Annotated in this window: 14 protein-coding genes and 1 tRNA gene; all 15 read left to right on the top strand. The window is 37.0% G+C overall.

Annotated features, from left to right (window positions below):
* The first annotated feature begins 134 nt into the window (after positions 1-134).
* Positions 135-449 carry a hypothetical protein gene (locus J7J33_01640; protein MCD6167994.1) on the top strand — a complete coding sequence of 105 codons (315 nt, stop codon included), beginning with the start codon at positions 135-137 and terminating at the stop codon, positions 447-449.
* Positions 450-637: 188 nt separating this feature from the next.
* Complete coding sequence (locus tag J7J33_01645) at positions 638-1702, top strand: alpha/beta hydrolase (GenBank protein ID MCD6167995.1); 1065 nt, start codon at positions 638-640, stop codon at positions 1700-1702.
* Positions 1703-1723: 21 nt separating this feature from the next.
* On the top strand, positions 1724-2713 hold the full coding sequence (locus J7J33_01650) for a ketoacyl-ACP synthase III (protein MCD6167996.1): 990 nt from the start codon (positions 1724-1726) through the stop codon (positions 2711-2713).
* A 9-nt stretch (positions 2714-2722) separates the two neighbouring features.
* Complete coding sequence (gene fabG / locus J7J33_01655; GenBank protein MCD6167997.1) at positions 2723-3463, top strand: 3-oxoacyl-ACP reductase FabG; 741 nt, start codon at positions 2723-2725, stop codon at positions 3461-3463.
* Positions 3463-4671 carry a TetR/AcrR family transcriptional regulator gene (locus J7J33_01660; GenBank protein MCD6167998.1) on the top strand — a complete coding sequence of 403 codons (1209 nt, stop codon included), beginning with the start codon at positions 3463-3465 and terminating at the stop codon, positions 4669-4671. Before fabG ends, J7J33_01660 begins: the two co-directional genes overlap by 1 nt.
* Positions 4668-5966: an acetyl-CoA hydrolase/transferase family protein gene (locus J7J33_01665; protein ID MCD6167999.1), complete on the top strand. Its 1299-nt coding sequence runs from the start codon at positions 4668-4670 to the stop codon at positions 5964-5966. Before J7J33_01660 ends, J7J33_01665 begins: the two co-directional genes overlap by 4 nt.
* A gap of 8 nt (positions 5967-5974) precedes the next feature.
* Entirely contained in the window at positions 5975-7144 is a 1170-nt protein-coding gene (locus J7J33_01670; protein MCD6168000.1) for a thiolase family protein, read from the top strand.
* A gap of 13 nt (positions 7145-7157) precedes the next feature.
* Positions 7158-8732 carry an ABC transporter substrate-binding protein gene (locus J7J33_01675; protein ID MCD6168001.1) on the top strand — a complete coding sequence of 525 codons (1575 nt, stop codon included), beginning with the start codon at positions 7158-7160 and terminating at the stop codon, positions 8730-8732.
* 46 nt (positions 8733-8778) lie between these two features.
* On the top strand, positions 8779-9555 hold the full coding sequence (locus J7J33_01680) for an ABC transporter ATP-binding protein (GenBank protein ID MCD6168002.1): 777 nt from the start codon (positions 8779-8781) through the stop codon (positions 9553-9555).
* Positions 9542-10246, top strand: a complete 705-nt coding sequence (locus J7J33_01685; protein MCD6168003.1) for an ABC transporter ATP-binding protein — start codon at positions 9542-9544, stop codon at positions 10244-10246. Before J7J33_01680 ends, J7J33_01685 begins: the two co-directional genes overlap by 14 nt.
* Positions 10247-10248: 2 nt before the next feature.
* On the top strand, positions 10249-11121 hold the full coding sequence (locus tag J7J33_01690) for a branched-chain amino acid ABC transporter permease (GenBank protein ID MCD6168004.1): 873 nt from the start codon (positions 10249-10251) through the stop codon (positions 11119-11121).
* Positions 11118-12044 (top strand): branched-chain amino acid ABC transporter permease, encoded by a 927-nt coding sequence (locus J7J33_01695; GenBank protein ID MCD6168005.1) that lies wholly within the window; start codon positions 11118-11120, stop codon positions 12042-12044. The genes J7J33_01690 and J7J33_01695 overlap by 4 nt, the downstream gene beginning before the upstream one ends.
* Positions 12045-12105: 61 nt before the next feature.
* Positions 12106-13113, top strand: a complete 1008-nt coding sequence (locus J7J33_01700; GenBank protein ID MCD6168006.1) for a DUF3887 domain-containing protein — start codon at positions 12106-12108, stop codon at positions 13111-13113.
* A 38-nt stretch (positions 13114-13151) separates the two neighbouring features.
* A tRNA-Glu gene (locus J7J33_01705) sits at positions 13152-13226 on the top strand.
* A 58-nt stretch (positions 13227-13284) separates the two neighbouring features.
* Positions 13285-13694 (top strand): MFS transporter (locus J7J33_01710; protein MCD6168007.1); only part of this gene is annotated, 410 nt, incomplete at its 3' end.

The following is a 13694-nucleotide window of genomic DNA, read 5'->3' on the forward strand; positions in this document are numbered from 1 at the left end:
GTGATTTGGTCAGAGAAGCTTTCAGAAAGGAATATAAGGAAAATTTTATCGAGTATGGAGTAGGAAAAGTAATTGAAATTAGATAAAACTTTTCAATATTGACAAGGGAGTTCTTTGGATATATAAAGAGAGAAATGAAAAGGGTTAGAAATGCTTTAAGATACATTTTATTGATTGTTGGAATCTTAATAACTCTCTTTGCGATTTTATCTGGAGCAAAAATCTACGGAGGGGGAATTGGAGGTATTATAAAGAACAGTCCCAATGCCTTACCATGGATTATACTCATTGTATTAATTCTTATTTCATGGAAATGGGAATTGATTGGAGGTATAGGTTTAATAATCTTTGGTTTCTGTATGATGTATTTCTTTAATTTTTCCCTGATTCCAGCTTTGATAGGTCTATTAATCGTTGCCTCAGGAATTGTGTTTGTGTTAAGTAAATAAACTTTATGCTCAGAGGAAGATCCCAGGTTTAAACATTTTACACCCTCTTGACAAATTAAAAATTTAATATAAAATTACAACTGATTCAGGTATAATGTTTTACCTGAATCAGATATAACAGCAATGGGGAAGAAAAACTCCCCTAAAAGGATGTTTTTAGATTGAAGCAAGTTTAAAGGAGGTGAAGAATGGAAGAGAGGCCAAATGTTTTAGAGGGGATAGAGGAGAAAATGGTAAAAACAGATCGTATAGAGATGAATGTTCACTTCTCTGAAAAGAGAAAGGGAGAACCCATCATTTTCATTCACGGAAATTTCACCTCTGGAACATACTTTGAAGAAACCATTGTTGATCTCTCAGAAGAATTTTTTGGAATTGCACCAGACTTAAGGGGATACGGTTTAACAGAGGATAAGATTATAGATGCTACAAGAGGTGCAAAGGATTGGTCAGATGATTTAGATTCCTTATTAAATGCACTTAATCTGGATAAAGTTCATCTTGTGGGATGGTCGGTGGGAGGTGGAGTTGTTATGCAGTATTTAATTGACCATCCAGAAAAGGTGAAAACATTAACAGTTATTGCTCCTGTATCACCATTTGGATTTAGTGGAACTAAAGACGAGAAAGGAACACCATGTTATGATGATTTTGCTGGCTCAGGGGCAGGTGGAGTAAATCCAGAGTTTGTAGAAAGAATTAAAAACAAAGATAGGAGTGAATCAAGTATAAATTCTCCGAGAAATGTAATTAACAAATTTTACTTTAAACCACCATTCAGACCAAAAAGAGAAGAGGACTATCTAACTGCTCCACTTCTTGAAAAAATTGGGCCAGATAGATATCCAGGTGATTCAGTCCCTTCTAAGAATTGGCCCTTCTATGCCCCAGGTAAGTTTGGACCGATAAATGCAATATCTCCAAAATACTTTAACACAAGTGGAATTTCTGATGTAAACCCAAAACCTCCAATTCTATGGGTGAGAGGTACAGATGACAAGATTGTATCTGATAACTCCTTTTTTGACATTGGATATCTTGGAAAAATGGGTTTTATCCCAAACTATCCAGGAGAAAGTGTGTTTCCACCACAGCCAATGATTACTCAGACAAGATTCGTATTTGAAAGATACAAAGAGAAAGGTGGAAAGTACTTTGAAGTGATTATAAAAGATACTGCTCATTCACCTCATATTGAGAAGAGAGAAGAGTTCAATAAAATTCTTGTGAATTTCATAAAGGAAAATGTCTAAATTTTTAAAAAAGGAGGAGACATGGAGAAGAGATTTGCAAAAATTGCTGGAGTAGGGATGTATCTCCCTGAAAAAATTATAACAAATGAAGAGCTTAGTAAAAGGCTTGGATACGATGTAACAGAGTATCTCTCGGGAATTAAGTTGAGACACATTTCAGCACCAGACGAGTCTGCATCTGATATGGCAGTTGAAGCGGCTAAAGTTGCTCTGAAAGAAGCAAACATGAATCCTGAAGATTTAGATCTAATTATCCTAACAACCGACACACCAGATATTGTTACGCCACCCACTGGACCCATTATTCAGCACAAGTTGGGAGCAAAAAATGCAGCAGCTTTTGATGTGAATGCTGCATGCACAGATGCTGTGATTGGTATGACCATCGCCTCTCAACATATAATGCTTGATCCAGAGATAAACAATGCTCTTGTTGTTGCATCCTATGGAATGAGTAAATGGCTTGATTGGGATAACAAGGTTCTTGCACCAATGTTTGGAGATGGAGCATCTGCAGTGATACTCACAAAATCCAGTGAGCCAGGTTATATAGCTTCAACAATGATAACTGATGGACAGTACTGGGATTCCTATGGAATATATGTGGGAACAAAGTATCCAATAACCAAAGAGATGGTGGAGAAAAAAGAACATCTTCTAAGGTTTCATCCAAACTTCCACAAGTATCCACCAGATGTAAACTATGCCAATTGGCCCAATCTGGTAAAAAAGGCATGCAAAAAAGCTGGAATTTCTGTTGAGGACCTCAATATGGTTTTATTTACACAGGTGAGACTGTCAGATATTGAGGAAACAATGAAAAGGCTCGAACTTCCTCTTACAAGGACTCACTGGATAATGGATAAGTTTGGTTATACAGGATCAGCTTGTGTTTTTATGGCTCTTTATGATGCACTCAAGGAGGGTAAGATCAAAAAGGGAGATTATGTTGCATTTTGCACCTCAGGAGCAGGATATGTAATGTCAGCTTCTGTATTTAAGTGGGTTTAGGGAGGAAAAATGGATAGAGTAAAGGATAAAGTAATAATAATTACAGGCGGTGCTGGAGGGATAGGAAAGGAAACTGCAAAACTTCTTGCAAAAGAGGGTGCGAAAGTTGTTATATTTGATATCAATGAAGATAGACTCACTGAAGCAAAGAAAGAAATTGAAAAATACGGAATAGTGAAAGCGATTAAAGCTGATGTGACAGATTTCAAGAGTGTGTCAGATGCAGTTAATAAAGTTTATGAAAAATTTGGAAAAATTGATGTTCTCATAAATAATGCAGGAATTACAAGAGATGGTTTCTTAAGCAAGATGGATTTAGAGGACTGGAATAAGGTTATAGCGGTAAATCTTACTGGGGTATTCAACACAACAAAGGCAGTTGTACCTTACATGCTTGAGAGAGGAAAGGGAAACATTATAAGTATATCCTCTGTTGTTGGAGTTTATGGAAACATTGGTCAAACAAACTATGCAGCAAGCAAAGCTGGAATAATCGGAATGACAAAAACATGGGCAAAGGAACTTGGAAGGAAGGGAATAAGAGCAAACGCAGTGGCTCCAGGTTTCATAAAAACAGAGATGACAGCAAAAGTTCCTGAGAAAGTTATAAATATTATGATTGAGAAAACACCACTTGGTAGAATGGGAGAACCAGAGGATGTTGCAAATCTTCTCCTTTTCCTATCTTCTGATGAATCATCATTTATAAATGGACAAGTTATTGGAGTTGATGGAGGATTAATTCCCTGATGGAGAGAACATTAAGGGGAAAAAGGACGAGGGAAAAGATACTGGAAAGTGCCATAGCTACCTTTAAAGAGAATGGCTTTAAAAAGGCATCCATCAAAAAAATTGCTGAAAGGGTAGGCCTTTCCAATGCAAGCATCTACAGATACTTTAAAAACAAAGAAGAGATATACTTTGCCCTTGTCAAAAGATTTGAGGATGGTTTGATTGAAAAGATAAAGGAGGAGAAAAGAGGGAAAACTACACTGGAATTGATAAAGAGTATACTTCTCTCATACATAAATTACATAAGAGAAAACACAACACTCTATGACATCTTTCGTGAAGTGGAATTTGTAAATAAAGACCTTGTAAGGGATTTCTACAAAAAACTCATTAATGAGATAGAGAATGTCCTTAAGGAGAAGACCAAAAAGAATATAGATCTTGAGACTCTATCCTTTTCAATTCTTGGTAGTGTTTACTTCATAGTCATAAACTATCTCATATGGGATGGTAAAGAGATAGAGAATAAGAAGCTTGAAGCAGCTTTTAATTTGATAGAGAGTGGAATTGATAGGAGAGGAGATTTTAAGCCATACATTGTTGAGGAAAGAGAGATAAAAGAAAAGAACGACGAAATTCTAACAAAGGGAGAGGAAACAAAAAGAAAGATCCTTTCATCAGCAGAAAAACTTTTCGGGGAAAAAGGATACTCAGAAACTCAGATAATGGATATTGCAAGAGAATCCGGAATAGGCCTTGGCACAATCTATCTCTATTTCAACAGCAAAAAGGAAATACTATGGGAGCTTGTAAGGTACATAAACTACTTACTGAGAAGAAAATCGTGGGAATACACAAAGGATTTTAATGATAGAAGAGAGATTGAAAATGCTGGTTTTCAAGCATTCTTTCATCTCTTCAGAAACATAAGCAATGACTACAGAATAGTGAGAGAAGCAGAATTTGTTGATAGAGAGATTGGTGCATGGTACTACAAGAGACTTCTGTCTCCATACAAAAAGGGACTTGAAATAGGAATGAAGTTTGGAGAAATTATAAAAACCGATCCAGAAGCTCTGGCTTTATCCCTGATGGGGATAGGTCACTGTGTTGGAATGAAATGGTTTGTTCTTGAAGAGGGTAAGGATATGAGTAAGAGGGCAACATTAACCACACTTAATTTCATCATGCATGGATTGAAAGGGGTATTAAAGGAGGAGGTATGAATGTAAAAGAAATTTATAAAAGGAAATTGGTCTCCATTGAAGAGGCATTGAGTAAAATTAAATCAAATGATACTGTTGTTGTTGCCCTTGGACCTTCGCAACCGCCAGGACTTCTATCGCATCTTCACCTAATCAAGGATAGAGTTGAAAATGTAAAACTTATAACCTGTCTCTTACTGAGGGAGTATGAATTTTACAGATTTGTTGACAAAGAAAATGCACCATTTAAAATGGAAAGCTGGTATCTTGGAGCCTTTGAGAGAGATTTATACAAAAAGGGAAAAATAACATACATACCAAACAACCTTCACGCTGCGGGAACTGACAAAATAGATAGTGAAAAGATAGATGTCTTTATCGGTACAGGAACACCGGTTGACGAAAAGGGATTTCTATCTCTGTCTCTATCTTTAGTGTACGAGAAGGAGATGATTGAGAAGGCAAAGACAGTGATAATAGAGATAAATGAGAATCTTCCAAGGACATTTGGTGATACACAGCTGAACATAGAGTATGTTGATTATTTTGTAGAGTACAACTCACCACTTTTAGAATTTCCATCCATTGAACCAACAGAAGTTGAAAAGAGAATAGGTGAAAACATTTCAGAGCTTATTGAGGATGGTTCAACTCTTCAACTTGGAATCGGGGGAATACCAAATGCAATTACAAAATTCCTGGTAGATAAAAGGGATTTAGGAATACACACTGAGATGTTAACAGATGGAATGGTTGACCTGTTTTACAAAGGTGTAATTACGAATCAGAGAAAAAGTGTATGGAAGGGAAAAATGGTTGGAACTTTCGCCATGGGAACAAAAAAACTCTATGATTTTATAGACAACAACATCTCAATAGAACTCTTAAGGGGCTCTGTTGTAAATGATCCATACATAGTTTCAAAGAATGAAAAGATGGTAAGTATAAATACATCCTTAATGGTTGATCTCTCAGGACAGGTGTGTTCAGAATCCTTTGGTGTGAAACAATACACAGGGACAGGTGGTCAACTTGATACACACAGAGGGGCGGTTTTATCAAAGGGAGGAAAGGGAATAATTGCTCTTCGTTCAACGGTGAAGAATGAAACCATATCAACAATTGTCCCAGCCCTTCCAGAGGGAAGCTACATAACTGTTCCAAGACAGGATGTTGACTACGTTGTAACAGAGTATGGAGTGGCTCATTTGAGGGGTAAAAGTGTAAGGGATAGAGCTCTATCCCTTATAAAGATTGCTCATCCAAAGTTTAGGGAGAAGCTTCTATTTGAGGCAAAAAAATTAAACATTGTTTAGGAGGAGATATGGTTGACGTTTTTTTAAGTGCGCCCTTTAGAACTCCTGTGGGAAAATTTGGAGGAAGTTTAAAGGATATACCAGCTCCAAAACTGGGAGGATTTGTAATAGAAAAGATTCTTGAAACAACAAATCTTGAACCGGATATCTTTGATGATGTGGTTATGGGGAATGTGATTCTTGCGGGAGAGAAGATGAATCCTTCAAGACAGGCAGCAATCTTTGGTGGAGTATCAGAAAAAGTTCCAGCAATGACTGTAAATAGAGTGTGTGGATCTGGACTTCAGGCAATTATTACTGGGATACAGGAAATACAATCTGGTTTCTCAAGAATTGTAATTGCAGGTGGAATGGAAAACATGGACCAAGCTCCATATCTAATCATGAAAGGGAGGTGGGGATATAGACTTGGAGACTCCACAATCTATGATGCTATAACAAGAGATGGGTTAAACGATGCCTTCTACGATAAACATTCTGGATTCCTTACAGATGAATACCTTGTTCCGAAGTACAAAATTACAAGAGAAGAACAGGACAGATTTGCCCTTGAAAGTCATAGAAAGGCAAAAAGGGCAATTGAGGAGGGAAGATTTAAAGACCAGATTGTTCCAGTGAAATTAAAGGATGGTGTGTTTGAAGTGGATGAAACTGTAAGATTTGATACCTCCCTTGAAAAACTTTCAAGATTAAAACCAGTCTTTAAAAAGGATGGAACAATCACTGCTGGAAATGCACCTGGTTTAAATTCAGGTGCAGCGGCAATGATTATTTCAGATGAAGATACTTTAAGAAAATATGCCCTTCCAGTCTTTGGAAAAGTAATTTCATACTCAATCAAAGCAGTTGATCCAAAATACTTTGGAATTGCACCGGTGTATGCCATAAGAGACTCTCTTGAGAAAGCAAATCTTACAATTTCAGATATTGATCTTTTTGAAATCAACGAAGCTTTTGCTGCAATTGCCATTGCAATAAAGAAGGAACTTAACATACCGGATGAGAAGTTGAATGTAAATGGAGGAGCAATTGCTCTTGGGCATCCTATTGGTGCCACTGGAGCGATCCTTACTGTGAAACTCCTCCATGAGTTAAAAAGGAGTGGTAAAAAACTGGGGCTTGTTTCCCTCTGTATAGGGGGAGGACAGGCAATTTCACTAATACTTAAAAAAATTTAAAAGGAGGTTAAGTATGAAAAAGCTTTTGGCAGTGATTTTAGTGGTATCTCTTGCTCTACTGGGTTCCATTGCTCTCATTGGCTCAGTGAGAGCAGGAGCAGAGATCTCCATCGTTATGAAAATTGGAGAGAAGAAGTATATGGTTAACGGTGTTGAGAGGGAGATGGATGTTGCTCCATTCATAGAAAATGGAAGAACCCTTGTACCAATCAGATTTGTCATTGAAGCACTTGGTGGTGAAGTAGGATGGGACGGAGTCTTAAGAAAGGTAACTGTTAAGATAGAGGGAAAGACCATTGAACTCTTCATTGGGAAAAAGGAAGTATATGTGAATGGCAAGAAAATGGTAATTGATGTTGCTCCAAAGATTGTTCCTCCTGGAAGAACGATGGTTCCTCTTCGCTTTATTTCAGAAACTGCAGGATACTTTGTATTCTACGATGCCTTTGGAAGACAGGTTTATATACAATCAAAACTTATTCCAAGAAAAATTCCAGGTGTCACAGATAAGGAGATAAAGATTGGAGCCTTTGCGGCACTTTCAGGTCCTGTTGCTCCCATTGGAATTGAATTTGTAAAAGGTTACAAAACCTATTACAACTACATAAACGACAATGGTGGAATATACGGAAGAAAGATTAAACTCATTGTTGAGGATGACCAATTCAATCCAGCAAAAACCATTGCAGCGGTAAAGAGAATGGTTGAGGTGGATAAGGTTTTTGCAATAGTTGGTGGGCTTGGAACTCCAGGATGCCTTGCAGTAATGGATTATCTAAATGAAAATAAGGTTCCATTTGTATATCAGGGAAGTGGATCAAGTAAGCTTGCATATCCACCAAAGAAGTATATCTTTGCAGTCCAGCCAAACTTTACAAATGAAGGCCAGATAATGGCAAAGTATGTTGTTGAGGAGTTAAAGGCAGATAAAATTGCGGTAATCTATGAAACAGATGATATTGGAACAGAGGGATTGAATGGCGTAAAGAAGGGTCTTGAAAAGTATGGCAAGAAGCCTGTAATAGAGGTTGGTTTTAGCCCAACGGAAGTTGATTTAACATCGTATGTACTAAAATTAAAACAGGCAAAACCTGATGTTGTTATAATGTATGCCCTTCTTAAACCTGCATCAATAATCCTTAAAACAGCTTACTCGCTGGGACTTAAGACAAAGTTTGTAACAACATATCCCAATGCAGATCCACTGCTTATAACCCTTGCTGGAAAAGAAGCTGCAGAGGGAACATATGTATCAGCATGGGTATTTACAGACTTAAAGGATCCAGGAGTTAAAAAGTTCTATGAGATATGGGATAAGTATCATCCAGGAGAAATTCCAAGCGCCTATGCCATAGCAGGCTGGATTGCAGGAGAGGTCTTTGTTGAAGGATTGAGAAGGGCTGGCTCTCCTCCAACAAGAGAGAGACTTGTTTGGGCACTTGAAACATTCAAGCACTGGTCAGGAATGCTTGCAAAAGATATAACATACGCTCCAAATGATCGTTCTGGAAAGAAGTCAATGTACTTCATGCAGGTAAAGGATGGTATGTGGACAAAAGTTTCAGATTGGATTTCCATTGGCGATTAAGAAATTTTAGAAGGGGAGGGTTCCCTCCCCTTCTAAAGGAGGAAGCATGGGTGAACTAAATATTAAGAATCTAACAGTGAAATTTGGTGGAGTAACGGCGGTAAAGAATCTCTCAATAAGGATAAAGGAGGATGAGATTCACTCCCTTATAGGTCCAAATGGTGCAGGAAAGACAACTGTTTTCAATACCATAAGTAGAATAGTTAACCCCCAATCAGGCGAGATCTACTATAATGGAACAAATATACTGGCTGAATCTCCTCACTCCATAATTCAACTGGGAATAGGAAGGACATTCCAGAATCTCATGCTCTTTAAATTTTTGAATGTATTGGAAAATATGCTTATAGGTTATCACAGGTGGATTAAAACAAATATCTTTGAGGAGTTTTTAAGCACAAAGAGGGTAAAAAATTTTGATAAAGAGGGTATAGAGAAGGCAATAAAAATAGCTGAGGAGTTGGGTTTTAAGAATTACCTCTATCATTATCCAACCTCTGTTCCCTATGGGATACAGAAACTGATAGACATTGGAAGGGTACTCATGGCTGATCCAGAAATACTACTTCTTGACGAGCCAACATCTGGATTAACAACAACGGAAAAGGTGAAACTAAAAGAGACTCTGATTAAGCTAAAAGAGGAAAGAAATCTCACCCTTTTTCTAATTGAGCACGATATGTCTGTTGTGATGGATATATCCGATACTGTAACGGTAATAAATTTTGGAGAAAAGATTGCTGAGGGAAAACCTGAGGAGATAAGAAACAACAGTAAAGTCATAGAGGCTTACTTAGGGGAGGAAGAGAATGCTAAAAGTTGATAATCTTTATGTAAGTTATGGTCCTGTTAAGGCGTTATCAGGTGTCTCCCTTAAAGTAGAAGAGGGAAGCATAGTTTCACTACTTGGTCCAAACGGTGCAGGGAAGACAACGACACTTAAGACAATCTGTGGATTTCTAAAACCTGATAAGGGAAAAGTAATATTTTCTGATAGAGATATAACAGGGCATGCTCCAGAAGATATTGTAAGACTTGGAATCTCTATGGTGCCTGAAGGGAGAAGGATATTTCCAGAGCTTACTGTGAAGGAAAATTTAATTCTTGGAACATACATAAGAAAGGATAGAAAGAAAAGTCTAAAAGATTTAGACAAGATCTACTCATACTTCCCTGTTTTGAAGGAAAGAGAAAATCAACTTGCAGGTACACTCTCAGGTGGAGAACAACAGATGCTTGCAATTGGAAGAGCTCTTATGAGTAATCCAAAAATCCTTCTTTTGGATGAACCATCCCTGGGTCTTGCACCAATACTGGTACAGGAAATATTCAGCATCATAAAGGAAATAAATAAATCAGGTGTGTCTGTGCTCCTTGTGGAACAGAATGCCTATCAGGCACTTAAGATAAGTAACTACTCATACATACTTGAGGTTGGGAAAATAGCCTTTGAGGGAAAAAGCGAGGAGCTTTTAAAAACAAAAGAAGTCAGGAAATATTATCTTGGGAGGTAAGAATGTTTTTTCTTCAAAATGTTGTAAGTGGTCTTTTTTGGGGTAGCATATATGCCTTAGCAGCTCTTGGAATTGTGCTGGTCTTTATAACCTCTGGGGTTGTAAACTTTGCTCACGGGGAAATGGCAATGTTTTCTACTTTTATAGTCTATACCCTTCTTACATATTTAAAACTTCCCCTGTATCTATCAATAATTATAAGCATAGGTTTTGCCTTTCTATTTGGAATGGCCATTGAAAGAGGTTTGTTAAGACCAGTCAGAGAAAAAACCCATGCAGGGATGATGATAATAACCCTTGGGGTTTTAATGGTTCTGAATGGACTTGCCACCACTATATGGGGAACCCAAGAGAAACTCTTTCCACCCATTGTGAATAGAGAACCAATATTTTTAGGTAGTGTTGTAATTGACAAATACAGTCTCTTTGTTTTTATCATATCAATCGCAATTATAGTTGGTCTATTTCTGTTCTTAAAGTTTTCAATTCACGGAATAGCAATGAGGGCAACTGTTCAAGATGAATTTGCCTCAAGACTGATGGGTATAAGGATAGGAACTGTTCTTTCTTTTACATGGGGATTCTCTGCAGTTCTTGGTCTTCTTGCTGGTGTATTTGTTGCACCAAATCTGTATCTTCATTCAAATATGATGCAGGAAATTCAGATCAAGGCTTTTACAGCAGCAGTTCTTGGTGGTTTCACAAGTATTCCCGGTGCAATTGTTGGTGGTCTTCTTCTTGGGGTGCTTGAGAATCTCATCGCAGCTTATATAACAACAAAACTAAAGGTTACACTCTCCCTCATCATAATAATAGTCATACTCCTTATACGTCCTCACGGTTTAATGGGCAGAAAGGAGGTAAAGAGAGTATGAAAGGGAAAAATCTTGTAATTATCTCTCTTATAATAGCCATCCTTTTTCCTCTATTCTTTCTTAATAAGAGTTTTATAATATATCTCTTAACCCTCGCACTTATCTACGCCATTGGAGCCATATCATTCAATCTTTTACTTGGAATAGCAGGACAACTCTCCCTTGGACATGCTGCATTTATGGGGATAGGAGCATACACATCAACACTACTTGTAATGAAACTTAACCTTCCATTTCTTCCAAGTTTAATAATCGCTGGAATTGTCTCAAGTTTATTTGGAATTTTAATAGGCTTCCCATCGTTAAGGGTCTCTGGTTTTTACCTTGCCCTTGTAACAATGGCATTTGGAATTGCAATAACTCAGATAATAGGTTACCTTTCATTTACAGGTGGATACCATGGAATAAAGGATATACCACCACCAGAAATCTTTGGCTTGACTCTTTCTTCTGATCTCTCTAAATACTATTTAGCTCTAATATTTCTCATAGTTACTATTATTTTACTAACAAACCTCATAAATTCAAAAACAGGAAGAGCTCTTAAGAGTTTAAGAGAAAATGAGATTCTCGCAAGCTCACTTGGGATAAATGTTTCTTATTATAAAATCCTTGTATTTGTAATCTCAGCCTTCTTTGCAGGAATCTCTGGAAGCCTTTACGCTCACACAGTATCTTACATCTCGCCTAACGATTTTGGTCTTGGCGCATCTCTCAACTTCCTTGCAATGATTGTGATAGGTGGTCTTGGTTCTGTTCCTGGATCAATTCTTGGAGCAATATTTATCACAATAGTACCAGTGTTTTTTGCAAGAACCTCCTTCTCTCCCTATGTATTTAATGGAATTATGATAATTTTAATCATGATGCTCCTCCCTCAGGGTCTAATCTACCTCCCCAATCTATTTAAGAAGAAGGCATAGTTTTTGACACAGAGGGTTTAACGGGTTATCATTAATTTAGTTTAACTTGTTGGAGGTGGGTATGAATAAAAGGTTGAGATTTTTCATTGTTACTTTTATGCTTTTTGTGCTACTACTTAGCACCCATACAGTTTATGGAGTAATCAACGAAAACCAAAAAGAAGTGGCTGAAAAATTCTTTAAGGCATTTGAACTTAATGATTACTCACTCATAGAACCACACTTAACAGATTTAATGAAGACAGCTTTTAAAGAAGATGCCTTTGAGAAATTAAGAAACGATCTTGTATCATCTTATGGAGAATTGAAATCATACAAATTCACAAAAGAAGAAGAGAAGGGGAAGTATAGAAACTATTACTATGAAACAATCTTTGAAAAGAAAACCATAACCTTCATAATCACCATGGAAGATGATAAAATTGCTGGTATCCATTTTAAATTTCCATTCTCCTTTACAACACCATATCCTCTCATTGGTGGATTAATTGGTCTTTTAATAATATTCTTGATACTAAGAAAGTTTATCTGGAGAGATTTTATAATAGGTATTGGAATTCTTTTAATCATACTCATTGTTCAACCCTATGTTCAGAAACTAATAAACTTCCAAAACCCAGTTGTCCTATCTTTATGGATTGGTTTTATAGCAGCTCTATTTCAGGAAATTCCCAAATACTACTTCTCAAGAAAAAAGAAAATTATTAATGCGCTCTATGTTGGAAGTGGATTCGGGTTTGGAGAATCGCTGTTTATCTTCTTATCAGCTCTATCAGCAGGTACACTCTCAATTCTTAGCCTTATTGAAAGACTTCTTGCGTTTTTCTTCCATACAGGAACCACATCTCTATTTTCCTATGCAGAGAAGAGAGGCTGGGGAATGAAATCTCTTATACTTATGATAATACTTCACACCATAATTGATTCCTTTGCTGCCTACTGGAATATGAATCCACAGAAAACTTATATTATCTACATAATTTATGCAATAATGGCACTCTTCTCATTGGGAATACTTATGAAAATCATCCCTCTAATTAAGAAAGGGGAGGAAACAGAAACTCCTTGACCACCATAAAAAGACTGGTATAATATATTAGTGAGTGTGGCGCCGTAGAACAACGGTTAGTTCGGAGGGCTCTCAATCCTCAGACTGGGGTTCGACTCCCCACGGCGCTACCAAATTTTTTATTTTCATGTCTTTCTTTCCTTTATTTTTTAGATGTGATATAAATTTTTTGTGAAAAAGATTTTTAAAGACTATAAAGATGCAATAAATAGTTTCTCTGGTAACGCAAAACTTTTCCTTGTTGCTCTCTTCATACTTTCCATGTCACAGGGTGGATTCAACACAATATTCAATCTGTATCTCTCCTCAGGAGGAATAAGGAATTCAGTTATAGGATACATCATATCAATGGGGGGAATTGGTGCAGCAATAATGTCTATTCCTTCGGGGATTCTCAGCGATAGAATTGGAAGGAAAAAAGTATTACTCTTTGGAGCAACACTTATACCTCTTACACTTTTAATCTCAGCAATTACAATAGACCCCAAAATCTTGTTCATTTCATACTTAGTCTATGGTGCTGCAGGAGCAATCTTAAGAATAACAACAAATCCTTTCCTTGCTGAGAATAGTGGAATCTA

Source organism: Caldisericia bacterium, assembly GCA_021158845.1.
Taxonomy (GTDB): domain Bacteria; phylum Caldisericota; class Caldisericia; order B22-G15; family B22-G15; genus B22-G15.